The 16893-nt window shown below is 59.2% G+C and carries 14 protein-coding genes and 1 riboswitch; of the genes, 8 read left to right on the top strand and 6 right to left on the bottom strand.

Features of this window, described 5'->3' with window-relative positions; translation table 11 throughout:
• Window positions 1-7 precede the first annotated feature (7 nt).
• Window positions 8-910, top strand: coding sequence for a glycosyltransferase (locus AACY18_RS15985; protein ID WP_339432315.1), 903 nt, complete (start codon window positions 8-10; stop codon window positions 908-910).
• A 79-nt stretch (window positions 911-989) separates the two neighbouring features.
• On the opposite strand, the gene AACY18_RS15980 is transcribed toward AACY18_RS15985, so the two are convergent.
• Window positions 990-2852 (bottom strand): O-antigen ligase family protein, encoded by a 1863-nt coding sequence (locus AACY18_RS15980; RefSeq protein WP_339465358.1) that lies wholly within the window; start codon window positions 2850-2852, stop codon window positions 990-992.
• 154 nt (window positions 2853-3006) lie between these two features.
• Here AACY18_RS15980 and msbA point away from each other — a divergent pair, with 154 nt between their 5' ends.
• The 5 genes from msbA (at window position 3007) to AACY18_RS15950 (ending at window position 9270) form a co-directional block, all read left to right on the top strand.
• Window positions 3007-4809, top strand: coding sequence for a lipid A export permease/ATP-binding protein MsbA (gene msbA / locus AACY18_RS15975; RefSeq protein ID WP_339432283.1), 1803 nt, complete (start codon window positions 3007-3009; stop codon window positions 4807-4809).
• A 433-nt stretch (window positions 4810-5242) separates the two neighbouring features.
• The gene (gene hldE / locus AACY18_RS15965) at window positions 5243-6664 is read left to right on the top strand and encodes a bifunctional D-glycero-beta-D-manno-heptose-7-phosphate kinase/D-glycero-beta-D-manno-heptose 1-phosphate adenylyltransferase HldE (RefSeq protein WP_339432284.1); all 1422 of its coding nucleotides are present in this window, start codon (window positions 5243-5245) and stop codon (window positions 6662-6664) included.
• 130 nt (window positions 6665-6794) lie between these two features.
• Complete coding sequence (locus AACY18_RS15960; RefSeq protein ID WP_339465357.1) at window positions 6795-7769, top strand: glycosyltransferase; 975 nt, start codon at window positions 6795-6797, stop codon at window positions 7767-7769.
• Entirely contained in the window at window positions 7770-8456 is a 687-nt protein-coding gene (locus AACY18_RS15955; protein WP_339465356.1) for a hypothetical protein, read from the top strand.
• Window positions 8457-8469: 13 nt separating this feature from the next.
• Entirely contained in the window at window positions 8470-9270 is an 801-nt protein-coding gene (locus AACY18_RS15950; RefSeq protein WP_339465355.1) for a hypothetical protein, read from the top strand.
• A gap of 4 nt (window positions 9271-9274) precedes the next feature.
• Here AACY18_RS15950 and AACY18_RS15945 read toward each other — a convergent pair whose 3' ends face one another.
• From AACY18_RS15945 to AACY18_RS15930, 4 genes are all read right to left on the bottom strand, one after another.
• Complete coding sequence (locus tag AACY18_RS15945) at window positions 9275-10240, bottom strand: metal ABC transporter ATPase (RefSeq protein WP_339465354.1); 966 nt, start codon at window positions 10238-10240, stop codon at window positions 9275-9277.
• Window positions 10241-10271: 31 nt separating this feature from the next.
• Window positions 10272-11084, bottom strand: coding sequence for an aldo/keto reductase (locus AACY18_RS15940; protein ID WP_339465353.1), 813 nt, complete (start codon window positions 11082-11084; stop codon window positions 10272-10274).
• The gene (locus AACY18_RS15935) at window positions 11081-12256 is read right to left on the bottom strand and encodes an NAD(P)/FAD-dependent oxidoreductase (RefSeq protein ID WP_339465352.1); all 1176 of its coding nucleotides are present in this window, start codon (window positions 12254-12256) and stop codon (window positions 11081-11083) included. Before AACY18_RS15935 ends, AACY18_RS15940 begins: the two co-directional genes overlap by 4 nt.
• 133 nt (window positions 12257-12389) lie before the next feature.
• Window positions 12390-12722, bottom strand: a complete 333-nt coding sequence (locus AACY18_RS15930) for a DMT family transporter (protein ID WP_221731228.1) — start codon at window positions 12720-12722, stop codon at window positions 12390-12392.
• Between the two features lie 109 nt (window positions 12723-12831).
• On the opposite strand from AACY18_RS15930, the gene AACY18_RS15925 reads away from it, so the two are divergent.
• Both AACY18_RS15925 and waaA read left to right on the top strand, forming a co-directional pair.
• The gene (locus AACY18_RS15925; RefSeq protein ID WP_339432291.1) at window positions 12832-13728 is read left to right on the top strand and encodes a LysR family transcriptional regulator; all 897 of its coding nucleotides are present in this window, start codon (window positions 12832-12834) and stop codon (window positions 13726-13728) included.
• Between the two features lie 11 nt (window positions 13729-13739).
• A complete protein-coding gene (gene waaA / locus AACY18_RS15920) occupies window positions 13740-15014 on the top strand; it encodes a lipid IV(A) 3-deoxy-D-manno-octulosonic acid transferase (protein ID WP_339465351.1) in 1275 nt (424 codons plus the stop codon).
• 57 nt (window positions 15015-15071) lie between these two features.
• Here the strand turns inward: waaA and AACY18_RS15915 are convergent, their stop codons facing one another.
• Complete coding sequence (locus tag AACY18_RS15915; RefSeq protein WP_339432293.1) at window positions 15072-16505, bottom strand: TolC family outer membrane protein; 1434 nt, start codon at window positions 16503-16505, stop codon at window positions 15072-15074.
• 204 nt (window positions 16506-16709) lie between these two features.
• Window positions 16710-16815: riboswitch (TPP riboswitch) on the top strand.
• Window positions 16816-16893 lie beyond the last annotated feature (78 nt).

The following is a 16893-nucleotide window of genomic DNA, read 5'->3' as shown; positions in this document are numbered from 1 at the left end:
ACAAACCATGCGCGAAGAACAAACTGCAAGCGACCGGCAAACACTCGTCACCGTCATCATTGCCTCTTATAACCACGGTCCATACATTGAGGAGAGCATCCTCAGCGTCCTTGACCAGACCTACAAAAACATCGAATTGCTGGTAATCGATGACGGCTCGAAGGACGACAGCGTCGAGCGAATCACTGCGTTACAGACGCAGCACGGATTCGATTTTCGCGTGCAGCAGAATCAGGGGCTGACCAATACGCTCAATGGTGCCATCGCGCGTGCCAAGGGTAGCCTGATCGTGCCGTTCGGTTCAGACGACATCATGTACCCTGATCGTATTGCCATCCAGGTGGCCTACATGGACGGTAAGCCGGAAGTGGGAATTTGCGCCGGTAACATCGAGTTGATCGATGCCGACGGCAACCTCTATCCAGAGAAGCGCCAGCGCCGGGATGTGCCATTCCGGCGCCTGGACTTCGATGACATGTTCCTTGAGCGCAAGCCGTACCCACCGGCCCCGACCCTGATGATCCGTCGCGAGGCGCTGGAAGCGGTCGGTGGTTTTGATCCGACGATTCGTCTGGAGGACTTGTTGATCGAGTTGAAGGTGACCCGGGCCGGCTACTTTATCGATGGCCTGAGCGTCGTCATGGCGCGCTACCGCAAGCACGCCACCAATTCGTACAAGAACCATCGCTTCATGATCGAAAACATCCTGCGCACTTACGCGTTGTTCAGTGATCACCCGCTGTACGACGAAGTGCGCTACAGATTTCTCAGTTCCATGTTCCTCAAAGCGTCCAACCGCGATCACAAGCTGGCCAGGGAACTGCTGGCGCAGATTCCATTCAAGGCATGGAACAAGAAGACCTGGCGCGGATTGGCGCGGATGTATCTTTCCCCGCTGGAAAAAGACTGAGTCACAGGCCGCTCGCGATCAGTGAGCGGCTTCGTTGGCATGGCAAGTTGATCGTGAATCCGGCGAACCGGCTTCGTCCTCAATGCTCGCCTGTTGGCCCATTGCTTGCCAGCACTTGCTTTTGCAATTTATCCACTGCGGATGGCGACGCCATCGTGGCATATCCCTGTAGCAGCGCATCGAGGTGATCCTCGAACAGCCAGCGTTTGTCTACGGTGTAGCGCTGCATATGGCGCAAATTGCGCTGGCGCAGCGAGTTGCTCAATGCTGAAGGGTAGATGCACAGATCCGCCAGGTCGATCAGCCCGAACTCGCCATCCTCCAGCACAAGTACGTTGCCCAAGTGCAATGAGCGGAAATACACACCTTTTTCATGCAATTGCGCCATGAACTTGCCGAAGCGTTCCACCAGGGCCTGGCGGACAGCGGGAGCGGTGATGCTCTGCAATACCTGGCGCAGCGTGTGCCCTGGCAATGGCGCATAGTGCACGGCACTGCTGCCGTCGTCGAGGCGATACAGGTTCAGGATTTGTGGTGTGGGAATGCCCATCAGGCGCAGTTGTTCGCTGTTGACGGCGAAGCGTTCGGAGTACGGGTTGAAACTGCCAGAGGTGTACCAGCGACGACGGCGGAACAGCTTGAGGAAGCTGCCGTCGCTCAGGCACAGGACTTTGGGGCCAAGACCGTCTTCTTCAACTATTTGAGCGTCGCTGCTCAGTTGCTGAAAGTTGGCCGGTGCCAGTTTTTGAACCGGTATTGTCAGTAGACGACGTGCGCGCTGATTGATACTCAGCGCAGCGATCAGTGCCAATGGTATCCACAGCAGAAACCAGTGTTCCTTGGGGCGTGAGATGATCCCTCCACCCTCTGTCAGCCCGGCCCCGATGCCGAACACCAGCCAGGTCGAAGCGATGATAAACAACGGTTGCACACGCAAGCGCCAACTGCTCAGCAGTCCCCACGCCTGGAAGAACAGCCATGGCAGCAAACCGAATATCCCTACGTAATAGAGAACACCCAGCACAAAACTGTGCGGTTCCTCGAAGTTCACCCCAAGGCCGGGGTCGACGCTGAGGCTTGCGCTGTAGCCATGGCCGATCCATGGATGCTCGGCCACCTTAAGCAGGACCTGCCGCCAGATTTCCAGCCGGTATGAATCGCCACGCTCGATGATCATTTGCGAAAACACTGTCAGCACGGCAGCGCCACTGAGAAACAGTGCCGCTAACAGGCCCAGTGAGCGCCGATTCCAGCAGATCAAGCACAGCCACAAAGCGGCCAGCGTCAGAGCGACCAGTGGGGTTCTGGAGCCGGTGCCGACTACGGCGATAAACATGATCGCCATCGCCGGCACGCTGAGCCACATCATCTGGCGGCGCTTGCAGATCATGGTCACACTCAGCCAGTAGGCGCTGAAAAAACCGAAGAGATGCGAACTGAGCAGTGGATTGTCGAACGCCCCACCCCCGATCAGGCGCATGCCCGGTTCATACACTCGTGCAAACGTGAACAGAAAGAAAGTCGTGGCAATCAGTGCGACCAATGCGGCGGTGAACAGCAAGGGTTGCAGGATGTCGCTGCGATAGCGCACCAACAGATAGCAACCGACAAACAGCAGCAGTGTATGCAATGGCGGTTTGAGCTTCCCGTCGAAGGGTTCACCCGACGGTCCCCAGGCAAGACTGAGCAAGGCCCAGGCAACGAACACGATGGCTGCGATGAAAATCGGTTCGCCCAGCAGCGCCCTGAGTTCACGGGGGCGCAGGCACAGCGCAATCAGCGCCGGAATGCTGAACAGCCCGTAATACAGTTTGTGAAGCTGACTTCGGCCCGGCAAAAAGAAAAATGCACAGAGGAGCAAGAAATAGCCGGTTGGAAGAATCCACCGGCTAATGAAATCGAAAACTCGATTGGACGTACTGCTGAAGCCGCGAAGTTGCATGCTGTGAGATTCAATCCTGAAGTTGATCGGCCATTCGGGTGATGGCTATTTGATGCTGAAAAAGATGCCTAACAATAACAGCCTTTCACCGATTGCCAGAACCCTTGAGAAGCTGTGCTAAAGTCTGCGTCCTTTTTATCGACTTTCGCGTGATATGACCGACTCCAGTCTCGCCGCAAGCCCTTCGAGCTTGAAAATCTACTTCCGCCTGCTCGGCTACGTCAGGCCGTACATCAGTTTGTTCCTGATCAGCATTGTCGGTTTTTTGATTTTCGCTTCGACGCAGCCGATGCTTGGCTACATCCTCAAGTATTTTGTTGACGGCCTGTCGAACCCTGAAGCGGTGCTGTTCCCCTCCGTGCCCTACCTGCGTGACCTGCAACTGCTGCAGGCCGTGCCGCTGCTGATCATCCTGATTGCTGCGTGGCAGGGGCTGGGTTCTTATCTGGGTAACTATTTTCTGGCCAAGGTATCCCTCGGCCTGGTGCATGACTTGCGGGTGCAACTGTTCAATAACCTGCTGGTCCTGCCCAACCGCTATTTCGACAAGCATAACTCCGGTCATCTGATTTCGCGCATTACCTTCAACGTGACCATGGTCACAGGGGCGGCGACAGATGCGATCAAGGTCGTAATCCGTGAAGGCATGACAGTGATCTTCCTGTTTGTCTCCTTGATGTTCATGAACTGGAAGCTGACGTTGGTCATGGTCGCGATCCTGCCGCTCATCGCTCTGATGGTGCGCACCGCGAGCAAAAAATTCCGCAAGCAGAGCAAGAAGATCCAACTGGCCATGGGCGACGTTACCCACGTGGCCTCGGAAACCATTCAGGGCTATCGTGTCGTGCGCAGCTTCGGCGGCGAGGTCTACGAACAGAAACGCTTCTTCAATGCCAGCCAGGGCAACACCGACAAACAACTGCGCATGACCCGCACCGGTGCGATCTACACGCCGTTGCTGCAACTGGTGATCTACAGCGCCATGGCTGTGTTGATGTTCTTGGTGCTGTTCCTGCGCGGTGACGCGTCGGCCGGTGACATGGTCGCCTATATCACTCTGGCCGGCCTGTTGCCCAAGCCCATCCGTCAGTTGTCTGAAGTCAGTTCAACAATTCAGAAAGGTGTGGCCGGTGCCGAAAGCATTTTCGAGCAACTGGACGTCAAGCCTGAAACCGACACCGGTACGGTCGAGCGCGATTCGGTGACCGGTCGTCTTGATGTACGTAACCTGAGCTTTACCTACCCGGACACTGAACGTCAGGTGCTCGATGACATCAGCTTTTCGGTCGAGCCCGGGCAGATGGTGGCGCTTGTCGGCCGTTCGGGCAGCGGCAAGTCAACGCTGGCCAATCTGATTCCGCGCTTCTATCACCACGACAAGGGCGAAATCCTTATCGACGGTGTGGAAGTCGAGCAGTACAAACTGCTTAACCTGCGCCGTCATATCGCCCAAGTGACCCAACACGTGACCTTGTTCAGCGACACCGTGGCCAACAACATCGCTTATGGCGATCTGGTTGGCGCACCGCGTGAAGACATCGAGAAGGCTGCGTGTGACGCCTACGCGATGGACTTCATTTCGCAACTGCCTGAAGGCCTGGACACCCAGGTCGGCGAGAACGGGGTATTGCTTTCCGGTGGCCAGCGCCAGCGCCTGGCGATTGCCCGTGCATTGCTCAAGAACGCACCGTTGCTGATTCTCGATGAGGCAACCTCGGCTCTCGACACGGAATCCGAACGGCACATTCAAGCGGCGCTGGATCAGGTCATGAAGGGCCGCACCACGCTAGTGATTGCTCACCGTTTATCGACCATCGAGAAAGCCGATCTGATTCTGGTCATGGACCAGGGGCGGATCGTCGAGCGCGGTACTCACGATGAACTATTGGCGCAAAACGGTTACTACGCGCGTCTGAACGCCATGGGGCTCGACGCCCCGGCCGAAGACATCGCCTGACTCAGCGTTCCTGTTCGTTCATTGATGTGCCCAAATGCGCGGGCAGCCACGTAGGCGTCGCGGTGTTCAATGGCTGGCGCCCGTCATACGGGTACGAAGATCAATTCCCGGCGCAGTTTGCCGTGGCGTTCAGGTTTTCCTCGTCGGCCCAAGAGTTCTGTCCCTGCGGAACAAGCGGGGGGGGCGGCGGGCTTATCAGCGTGATTACGAACTGCTCGCTTATGGGGGAAGGATTGTATGTACCGCTGCTGTCGAGTGTCGGATCGATACCGAAACTCTCGAGTTGTCCGAGGCAGGCCAGCAATTCTCCGCCCATTTGCTCAAAAAACAAGCAAAGACAATAGCTGTTTCATCCTGTTGCAGCCTGTACACAAGCCTGCGCCAACCCTGTGTTAATATCGCGCCCCTGTTCATTTTGTATGTGGGTTGCTCCATGAAGTTGTCCATGCCGCGATTCGATCAAGCCCCAGTCTTGGTGGTCGGTGATGTCATGCTCGACCGTTACTGGCATGGCGGAACCTCACGGATTTCCCCTGAGGCCCCGGTGCCGGTCGTTAAAGTCGAGCAAATCGAAGATCGTCCGGGCGGTGCCGCCAACGTTGCCTTGAACATTGCCGCGCTGGGTGCGCCGGCGTCCCTGGTCGGTGTGACCGGTGACGACGAAGCCGCCGACAGCCTGAGCAACAGTCTCAAGGGCGTGGGCGTACGTGCCTTGTTCCAGCGCATTGCGCACCAGCCAACCATCGTCAAGCTGCGGGTCATGAGCCGGCACCAGCAACTGCTGCGTATCGACTTCGAAGAACCGTTCGCCACTGACGCACTTGCCCTTGGCTCGCAGGTCGATGACTTGCTTGAAGGCGTCAAAGTACTGGTGTTGTCCGACTACGGTAAAGGTGCATTGAGAAACCATCAGGCCCTGATCCAGGCGGCACGCGCCAAAAACATCCCGGTGCTGGCCGACCCGAAAGGCAAGGACTTCTCGGTCTATCGTGGCGCCAGCCTGATTACCCCGAACCTCAGTGAATTCGAAGCCATCGTCGGCGGTTGTGTCGATGAGCACGAACTCGTCAGCAAGGGGGCGACGCTGATGCACGACCTGGAACTCGGCGCTTTGCTGGTAACACGGGGCGAGCACGGCATGACGTTGCTACGCCCTGATCAGCCAGCGCTGCACCTGCCTGCCCGGGCCCGTGAGGTATTCGATGTGACCGGTGCCGGTGATACTGTGATTTCCACCCTCGCGGCAGCCATCGCAGCCGGCGAAGATCTGCCCCACGCGGTGGCGCTGGCCAACCTGGCAGCGGGCATTGTCGTTGGCAAACTTGGTACGGCGGCCATCAGCGCCCCGGAATTGCGTCGTGCGATTCAGCGTGAAGAGGGTTCCGAGCGCGGCGTGCTGGGTCTTGAACAGTTGTTGCTCGCAGTGGCCGATGCACGGGCGCATAACGAAAAGATCGTGTTCACCAATGGCTGCTTCGACATTCTGCATGCCGGTCACGTGACCTATCTGGAACAGGCACGGGCCCAAGGCGATCGACTGATCGTCGCAGTCAACGACGATGCTTCGGTCAGTCGCCTGAAGGGGCCGGGTCGCCCGATCAACAGTGTCGACCGGCGCATGGCCGTGCTGGCTGGGCTTGGGGCGGTGGACTGGGTGATCAGCTTCCCTGAAGGCACGCCGGAAAACCTGCTACGCGAAGTCAAACCGGATGTGCTGGTCAAGGGGGGCGATTACGGGATCGACCAAGTGGTCGGCGCGGACATCGTGACGGCTTATGGCGGCACCGTGAAAGTGCTGGGGCTCGTGGAAAACAGCTCGACAACGGCGATTGTCGAAAAAATCCGCAGTCGCTGATCAGATGAATTTTTGCCGTTGTGTACTGCGTGTGAACGGATTTTGCCTTGGGGATCGAGCCGTTTCCGATGATGTTGGCAAGGTTGAGTCCGCTGCGCTTGCCCGCTTACGTCGCGTGGTCAATTAACTTATGAAAGTCATGCTCCTGGTGATGGACGAGCAGCGGGTCATTCTCGACCGGCTCTACGACATCGTTCAGCAGAATTGTGATGAGTGTTTCATCTATCGTTTGAGCAAGCGGCAACAAATGAACCTGGGGCCGTTTCTGGCCTCGGTTGATTATCAAACCTTCGATCGTGTGGTGATCTTCTCCCGGGTCAAGCGCCTGACCAGACAATTGCGGGTGCTCAAGTGCATTCCCGGGTTGATCTTTCTCGAACACGACGCGTACCAGAACTACATGCCTGCCAGTAAATACCGTGGGGTGTATTCGCGTCTCTATCGTCGTCTTCCGAGTTGTCGGGCGTTGGTGTCCGGTGCCGTGGTTGCCCGCAAAATGCTGGCTGAAGGCATTGATACAGCGTTCGTTTCAAAGGGTTACGACGAACAGATGCTGCACAACACCGGTGTCGAGCGGGACATTCCCATCGGCTTTCTCGGTAGCCTGAAAAGTACCGAGTATGCCCAGCGCAAATCGCTGCTCGAGTCTTTGGCGCAGCGCACCGGCATGCTGGTGACCCGGACCGAATCGGGCTCGGAGTATCTGGAAATGCTCAATCGCATCAAGATTTTCGTCAGCGCCGACATCGGCATGAACGAATTCATGATCAAGAACTTTGAAGCCATGGCTTGCGGTTGCGTATTGCTGGCCTGGAGTCAGGGCGAAGAAGACCAGTTGCTCGGCTTCGAAGATATGCACAACACGGTGTTTTATCGCAGCGAAGCGCAAGCACTGGAAAAGATCAAACTGCTGCAGGACGACCCGGAGTTGGCGCAGCGTATCGCCAGCAATGGACAGGTGTTCGCACAAAGTCGCTATTCCTTTGCCCGTGTGGGTCAGACGTTGGCTACTGAAATCCAGCGCGAGATGCGCCCATGGCAATCGCCTTCGGCGCTCACGAGGTTCTGGGTGAAGCTACGTTACGGGATGAAGGTGCCGTTCTGAATGATGGACGAACACATGGCGCTGGATGCGCTACCCGGCGGTGACCAGTCTGTTCTGGACGCGTTGCCTGAGCCTTTGCGCGAGTGCCTGAGCCGTGCGGCTCGTGTCGTACTGATCGCCAACAATCCGGCTATTACTGTGGCGGATTTTCAGGCGCTTAACCTTGGCGTCGACGATGTCGTGGTCAGCTTCAATACCTGCATCAAGGCAACGCTGCTCGACTCGCGGAGCGTGAATGTCTTCGTGCACGGGTACAACGCACCGGATGCGTATTTTTTCGGCCTTCCCTACGGGCCGGATGTGCAGCGGCTGTTCGAGCAGGCAAGTGAGCGCTGTTTCACCTTGCTGGTGGGCTGCGCCGCGCCGATGTGTCCGTTGCCGAGGGTAGCCATGTACTGGGATCGCATCCCCTTGCCGCCGCTATGGCACTATCCGGTCGATCGTCCGGGAGGCAAGCGTTACGTCGGGCCCTCCACGGGTTTCAACACGCTGGTGCTGTTCGATTGGTTGCGCGGCCATACCGGTTATACCTATCAGCTCATGACCCTGGGTTTTTCCAACGAGGCCGGAAAATTGTGGGGTGGCCATGCCTGGGATTATGAGCGGGACTGGCTAAGGGCGTCGGACGTCTTCGTGGTCCCTCTGCAGCCACGTCGCTGGTGGCAAAAGCTGTTTCGCCAAAAATAAAAGGTGCTGTTGAGTGTTGAAAATTGCCGTGGCTTTTTTCGGGATCCCGAGAAACTCGCAAATTTGCTTTCCTTCCATCGAGCAGAACGTATTGGCGCAGTTGCCTGTTGGCAGCGACGTGAAGTGCTTTTATCACCTGTACAAAATCGATGAAGTGCAGAACACGCGATCTGGCGAGAAAGGCGAACTGGCGGCTGACAACTATCAGCCGTTCGAGGCGATGACGGGAGCGCTGACTTCCACTGAAGACGTGCTGCAGCGTTGGGATTTCGAGCAGGTCAAAGCACAGGGTGATACCTGGGCTGATGACTATGCATCGCTGCGCAACCTGATCTTTCAGCTCAACTCACTGCATACCGTCACTACGATGATCGAAACCTTCAGTCCGGATTTTGTTGTCTTCGTGCGACCGGACATTTTTTTCCACGACCCGCTTCCCGCCTATGTGTTCAGTCACCAACAAGCCCGGCGGCACAATGCCTACATTCCTGACTGGCAGTGGTGGGGCGGGCTGAATGATCGATTTGCCATTTGTGGGCGCGATACCTACGTCGCGTATGGCAAACGGATCGAGCGCATCTTCGACTTCTGCCGCGCGACGGGAAGAAAGCTGCACTCCGAGCGCCTGCTCAAATATGCATTGCAGCAGGCGGGCACCAGGATTTGTACGCTACCGACCCAGGCCTCCCGAGTTCGAATCACCGGCGCCTTTGCCGAAGAATCGTTCTCGCCCAAGCGCGGCATGGGCAAACGCGAAAATCGTTACTTCCATTTCTTCGCAACACTGCGCACATGGATGGATCGTCGTCGCTAGTTGGCTATTTGCTCGCGCGTTTCTTGCCGATGCCCACCAGGCTCAGGGCCTTGAGGCTCAATTGCTTGAGCCCTGGGCGAGGGGGTTCTGCCGGTTGCAGTCCCTGCTGCACGAGCCAGTCTTTCCAGCGAATCCGCTCTTCGCGCACGACCCACCCTTCCTGGCTCGCAAAGCTCTCGGCCAGGTAGAGTCCGCGGGTACTGGCCGGCAGGAGTTTGTCGCGCTTGAGGGTGTACAACTCGGCCACTGGCGCGCCGTCCTTGAGTGGCATCAGGTACAGGTCCGGGCGTTTGCGGTCGAGCCGCGCCACCAGTTGATCGCCCTCCAAACGCTCATCGACGTGGAACAGGCTCAGGGATTTGGCTTCCTTGGGCACCTCCAGCCGCAGGTCATAGATCAATTGCAGCGACGCGGTGGGCAAATGCACGTACGCCCGTGGACGTTCCAGCAATTGCAGATTGGCGCAACGAATGGGCCGCGCCGAGCCGGACAGCGGCGTCAGGCGAAACGGCAGGGCCTCGCGATAATGCAGCGCGGCTGAGTAGGGCGCCGGCAGCCACGTATCGTTGAAGCGCCCGCCGAGCCAGCCTTCCGGGGTTTCCAGCAGACACTCTTCGGCGATCTCTTGAATGGCGGTGTGCAGCGGGATGTTCAGTTCGTGGGCCGGCACGTAACCGGAAATCAACTTGAGCACCACGTCGCCGCGATCCTGGCGCCGCTGACGCACCAATACCCAATAGTCGCGACCCTGCCAATGCAGGGTCAGTCGCACCGACACCCCGAGGTTCGCCAGTTCCAGTGAGAAGCGCTCGGTGTCGGCCACGCTGACCGGTTTGCGCCGCTGCAGGGTCTGGGTGAAATTCAATGGCATGCCGACACTCTGATACGTCAGGCCTTCGGGCGTTGCTTCGACGAACAGTGGCAGCGTCTTGAAGTTGCTCGGGTTCTTTCTGATGAGCGTGCGCGCCATATCGGCTCCTGCTTAAGGCCGCGAAGCGGCGTCAATGACCACGAAGGACTTGGGCAACGGTCGCAACGTTATGGGCGAGGTGCAGCGGATTGATCGTCCCGACAATAGCACTGGCTACGCCAGGCTGGGCAAACAGCAACTCGAAGCTGGCCTGCACCGGATCCACGCCCGGGCTCAGGCAAATGTGACCGCTGGCCAAGGCTTTTTTCACCAGGATGGCCTTGCCGTGAACAGCAGCATAGTCAATGACAGCCTTCTCGTTTTGTTCGTTCAGATTGTAGGTGACCATCGCACAGTCGCCTTGCTCCAGCGCCTTCAACCCGCCTTCGACGGTTTTGCCGGAGAAACCGAAGCCGCGGATCTTGCCTTCAGCCTTGAGCGCCGCGAGCGTCGCGTACACCGCTTCGTGCTCAAGGATGGCGATGTCGTTGCCATCGGAATGCACCAGCACCAGATCGATGAAGTCCGTTTCCAGACGTTGCAGACTGCGTTCCACCGACATCCGGGTGTGCGCTGCGCTGAAGTCGTGGCGAGACTCGCCGTTGGCGAACTCTTCACCGACCTTGCTGACAATCACCCAGTCCTGACGCTGACCCCGCAACAGCGGGCCGAGGCGTTCTTCGCTGCGGCCATAGGCCGGGGCGGTGTCGATCAGATTGATGCCCAAGTCCCGAGAAAGTTTGAGCAGCCTGCGCGCGTCGTCGTCGTCGGGAATCTGGAAGCCGTTGGGGTATTTAACGCCTTGATCACGGCCGAGTTTGACGGTGCCCAGGCCCAACGGCGAAACCCTCAGGCCCGTGCTGCCCAATGGGCGGAGCAAGTCGTGCAGGGTTGCAATCGTCATGGCAGCAGTTGCTCCCAGGCCGGAACGCCCATGAGTGGTTTCGGCAGCGGCGGTAATGGCTCGGCGGCTTGCGGCTGGATACCGTCGCGTTGCAGCGAAGCGAACACGCGATCAGCGAAGTCCGGTGCCAGCGCCAGTTTGGTGGGCCAGCCGACCAACAGGCGCCCCTCTTCGGCGAGGAAGGCGTTGTCCGGGCGCGTCAGGCCGGTTTGCAGCGGTTCGGCACGGTCGACGCGCAAGGTCGCCCACTGCGTGGTGCTGAGGTCGATCCACGGCAACAACTGAGCGATTTCTTTTTGCGCCGTGGCGATCTGCTCGGCAGGCTCGCGAGCCACGCCTTCGCTTTCGGCGATGTCGCCACCCATGTACCAGACCCACTGGCCGTCAGCGGCCGGATGGGTTGTCACGGTGATGCGCGGTTTGGTGCCGCCGCCCAGGCAGTGGGCGTACAGCGGTTTCAGACCCGGACCTTTGGCGATGATCATGTGCAGCGGACGGCGTTGCATGGCCGGTTGGCTCAAGCCCAGGGCGGTGAGCAGTTCAGCGGTACCGGCGCCGGCACTGAGGACGATGCGCTGGGCGCGGATTTCGCGACCGTCGACTTTCAGGCCGACCAGCACACCCGCTTCGAGCAGAGGCTCGATGGTGCGTCCGGCCAACAGGCCATCGCCGGCCAGATCGGCCAGACGCTGGATCAGGCCCGGCACATCCACCACCAGTTCGGCGAGACGATAGACCTTGCCCTTGAAACGCTTGTCTTGCAGGGCGGGTGGCAGTTGTTCACCTTTGACCTGATCGACACGGCCACGCACGGCTTTGCTGGCAAAGAAACTGGTGAGGTTGCCGGCGAGGGTGCCGGGCGACCATAGGTAATGAGCGTCGGACAGCAAGCGCACGCCGGACAGGTCCAGTTCGCCGTTACCGGCCAGCGCTTCACGCCAGCGCCGTGGCATATCGGCGATGGCTTCCGAGGCGCCGGTCAGCGCACCGTGCAGCGCGTACTTGGCGCCGCCGTGGATGATGCCTTGGGATTTCAGGCTCTGCCCGCCACCGAGGCTGGCACTTTCCACCAGCACGGTCGAAAAACCCTGACGACGCAGGCGTGCATTCAGCCAGAGGCCGGCGACACCAGCGCCGACAATCAGAACGTCGGTGGAAATAACAGATGGCATGCAGCGACCTCAGAGTTCAAGACGAGGGCGCAGTATACAGACTCGGGAAAGAGGCGGATTTGTCGGTGATCAACAAGGCTGAGGCAAGACCAATGTGGGAGCCTGCTCGCTCCCACAGGGATTGGAGTTGGCGTTAATGGCCGGCGGTTTTCGAGAAGAGCTGGATGACGACGACACCCAGGACAATCAACGCCATCCCCAGCATCGCCGGCAGATCCAGCTTCTGCCCGTAAACGAACAGCGCCGCGACACTGACCATGACGATGCCCATTCCGGCCCAAACGGCGTAAGCGACACCCACCGGCACCGTTCGCACCACCAGCGTCAGCATCCAGAAAGCGATGCTGTAGCCGACAATCACCAGAATCAGTGGCAGGGGTGTGCTGATGCCTTTGACCGCCTTCATCGAAACGGTGGCTATCACTTCGGCGCAAATGGCAATGGCCAGATAGACGTAGGCGTTCATGGTTCAAATCCTCATGGAAAATGTTGCTTGCTGAGGCGGCATTCTAGTGATTCCTCAGATGGGGTAAAGTCATTACCTATCTGTTATTGAGATAGGTTGGTGGATCAGCATGCAGTGGAATCTCGATCAGTTGCGGGTGTTTGTCGACGTCGCTGAGCAGCGCTCGTTCTCCGCCGTGGCGCGGCAGCAACGCAAGGCGCAGTCAGCCATCAGCAGTGCGATTGCCATGCTGGAGGACGACTTGGGTGTCAGCCTGTTCCAGCGTAGCAGCGGGCGTCAACCCAGCCTCACCGAAGCGGGTGAGGCACTGCTTGAAGAGGCGCGGGAAGTGTTGCGCCAATGCGAGCGTCTCAATGGTCGGGCCATGGCGATGATGCGCGGCCAGGAGGCGCAATTACGGGTGGCTCAGGATGAGGCGATGCCGTACCAGGCGCTGCTGGAGAGTTTCGGCGCGTTGGCCGAGCATTTCCCCAGCCTGGAAGTGCAACTGACCAGCGCCGCCCAAGGCGAAGTGGCGCGCAAACTGGTGGAACACCGCGCCGATCTCGGGCTGCTGTTCTATCACGATGAAATCCCCGAGGCACTTGAACGTCGGGTACTGGGGCGCGTGGAGATGGTCACCGTCTGCGGGATCAACCATCCCTTGGCGACGCAGTCCTACGTCACCTGCCAGCAAATGGCGCAACATCGGCAACTGTTGATGTCGACGCAAACCAGTGTTTACCCCGGCAACGACCCGGCCAGCCCGCAAGTGTGGCGTGCCGACAGCTTCTATGTCATGGCCGAGTGGCTGGTGCGCGACCTGGGCTGGGCGTGGTTGCCACGGCATGTCGTGCAGTATTCGGCCTATCAGGGCTTGATGGTCGAGCTCGACAGCGAATGGACGCCGCCGGCGCTGGTGGTCGAACTGGTCTGGCGCCGCGACGAGCCGCTCGGCCCGGCCGCGCGCTGGCTGGCAGAGCGTTTTGCCGTGCACTTGCGGGCCATCGGCGACAAAAGTCGATAAACTCCGCCGCCATGAATAGAACTCTCTACACCGCGCTGTTTTACCTGGGGCTGCCATTGGTGGCGATTCGGCTATGGCTACGGGCGCGAAAAGCGCCGGCGTATGCCAAGCGGATTGGCGAACGTTTCTCTTATGGCATGCCGACGTTGCAACCGGGTGGCATCTGGGTGCACGCGGTGTCGGTGGGCGAAAGTATTGCGGCGGCGCCGATGATTCGCGCCTTGCTGCAACGTTATCCACAGTTGCCAATCACTGTGACCTGCATGACGCCGACCGGATCGGAGCGAATTCAGGCCCTGTTCGCCAACGAGCCGCGCATCCAGCATTGCTACCTGCCGTATGACTTGCCGTGTGCCGCAGCGCGTTTTCTGGAGCGTGCGCAGCCGAAGCTGGCGGTGATCATGGAAACCGAGCTCTGGCCCAATCACATTCATCAATGCGCCAAACGCGGCATTCCAGTGGCGTTGGCCAACGGGCGATTGTCTGAACGTTCGGCCCGGGGTTATGGCCGCTTCCGCAAGCTGACCGCGCCAATGCTCGCCGAGATGAGTTTTTTTGCCGTGCAGACCGAAGCGGAAGCCCAGCGCTTCCGTGATCTGGGCGCGCGTCCTGAAACGGTCGAAGTGACGGGGTCGATCAAGTTCGACCTGACCATCGACCCGCAACTGCTGCAGCGCGCCGCCCAATTGCGCGGCCAGTGGCAAGCGCTGGAACGTCCGGTGTGGATCGCCGCCAGCACTCACGAAGGCGAAGACGAAGTGGTGCTCAACGCCCATCGTCAGTTACTGGCCAGCTATCCGAATGCACTGTTGATTCTGGTGCCGCGTCATCCGGAGCGTTTCAGCACGGTGTTCGAACTGTGCCAGCGCGAAGGCTTCGCCACGGTGCGCCGCTCCACCGACGCTAACGTCGCGGCTGAAACATCGGTGCTGCTCGGCGACACCATGGGCGAGTTGCTGTTTCTCTATGCCTTGGCCGACAGTGCGTTTGTCGGCGGCAGCCTGGTGCCGAACGGTGGGCACAACCTGCTGGAACCGGCCGCCTTGGCGAAACCTGTGATCAGCGGCCCGCACCTGTTCAACTTCCTCGACATCGCCGCGCAGATGCGTGAAGCCGGCGCGTTGGTTGAGGTGGATGATGCCGAAGGGCTGGCAGTGGAAGTGCGGCGCTTGTTCGAACTGCCGCGCGATGCGCAGCGCATGGCTGAGGCGGGGCTGAATGTGATGCGCCGCAATCAGGGGGCGTTGCAGCGTTTGTTGGATGGGTTGGGGCGCTTGATCAAGTAACCCTACACAAAAAAAGATCGCCGCCTGCTCCAGCTCACACCGCAGGCGGCGATTTTTTTAAGGCCGCGCCTTGAGCTGCGCCTCAGCAGCCTTGGCCAGGTCCGGCGGCAGGAAGTCCTTGTCCGGGTTGTAGTCGGCTTTCAGATAGCGCGTCAGGTCCTGCAAGTCACCCGGGTTCAACGTGCCTGCTGCCTGCTTCAAGCGCAGGTTGTCGAGGATGTAGTCGTAGCGGGTGTTGTTGTAGTTGCGCACCGAGGTGTACAGCTGTCGCTGGGCATCGAGCACATCGACGATGTTGCGCGTACCGACTTGATAACCGATTTCCGTGGCTTCCACTGCGCTCTGGTTGGAGATGATCGACTGGCGGCGCGCCTGCACCTGCTCGACATCGGTGTTCACCGCACGGTGCAGGTTGCGAGTGTTCTCGACGACTTGCCGGCGCAGGGATTCGCGCTGTTGTTCGCTCTGATTCAGTTGCTCGTAAGACTGACGCACTTGCGAACTGGTCAGCCCGCCGCTGTAGATCGGGATGTTCAGTTGCAGCCCCAGCGTGCTCTGTTCGACGTTGCCACGGTACGGCGTGCCGAAGGCGTTCGGATTGGAGAAGCCGAGGGCGTCGTTGTCACCCTTTTCGTATTTGGCCACGGCGTCGAGGGTCGGCAAGTGACCGGCCTTGCGTTGCTTCAACGTTTCCTCAGCCGAACTGACAGCAAAGTTGCTCGCCAGCAGATTGAGGTTCTGTTTCGCCGCCGTGTCGACCCAGGCCTTGGCGTCGTTCGGCGCTGGCGGCAGGATCGGCAGCGTGTGGACGATGCCTTGAATCGAGTTGTACTGACGGTTGGTCAGGGTGATCAGCGCTTCGAACGCATCATCGACCTGACGCTGGGCGACGATCCGGTTGGCCCGTGCGGTGTCGTAGCTGGCCTGCGATTGCAGCACGTCGGTCTTGTCCGACAGGCCGACATCGAAGCGCTCGTTGGACTGGTCGAGTTGGCGCTTGAACGCTGCTTCTTCCGCTTTGGTCGAGGCCAGGTTGTCCTGACTGCGCAGCACATTGAAGTAGCTTTCGGCCGATTGAAGGATCAGGTTTTGCTCAGTGGCAGACAGTTGCAGCGCCGCCTGTTCGTTGACGTCTTTGGCGGCCTGGTACTGGAACCAGCGATCAGCGCGGAACAAGGGCTGGGCCAGGGTCGCCTGATAGGAATGGGCGCTGCGGCTGGCGGTGGCCGAAGGCTGGTCGATCGAGGTGCGCACGTTGGCGACTTCGGCGCCACCGGACAGGTTCGGCAGCAGCCCGGCGCGGGCCTGCGGTACGACTTCTTTCTGTGCGCCGTACTGGGCGCGAGCGGCGGCGAGGTCGGCATTGTTGTCGACCGCTTCCTGATAGACGCTGACCAGATCGGTTTTGGTCGACAAGGGCGCTTCTGCTGCCCAGGCCATTGCGTTGGACGCACAAGACACGGCAAGAGCCAGTGAAAGTTTGCGCAGCATGAGGCGATCCCTAGCAAATATTATGGAAATAATCCGGGTGTCAAAGGTAAGGCGCGGTCCACGCAGCGTCAAGGCGCAGCATGGCGTAGCGAGTGTAGTTGGGCATTGGGGCTGCAACAATCCTGCAAGCACCGGCAATTGCGCCATTCATCATGGTGTTTGCCGCGGTGTTGGCGTTCTTTGCCGCTTGTGTCTAGACTGGCCGGGTTCTTGTCGGGGTGCCTTGCTATGAGGCTGAGATCGAATAATTTCGGATCCCGTTGAACCTGATCAGGTTAGCGCCTGCGTAGGGAACAAGATTTCTCGTCACCCGGCGAGTCCTCTTGTGCTTCGTCCGGGATATTGTTCGACAATCGAACGCTCGACGACGATGCACAGCACCGGTCCT

The organism is Pseudomonas sp. EA_65y_Pfl2_P74 (genome assembly GCF_963970575.1).
In the GTDB taxonomy this organism is placed as follows: Bacteria; Pseudomonadota; Gammaproteobacteria; order Pseudomonadales; family Pseudomonadaceae; genus Aquipseudomonas; species Aquipseudomonas baetica_A.
The sequence above is the reverse complement of the archived record's forward strand: the minus strand, read 5'-3'. Positions and strand labels throughout refer to the sequence as shown.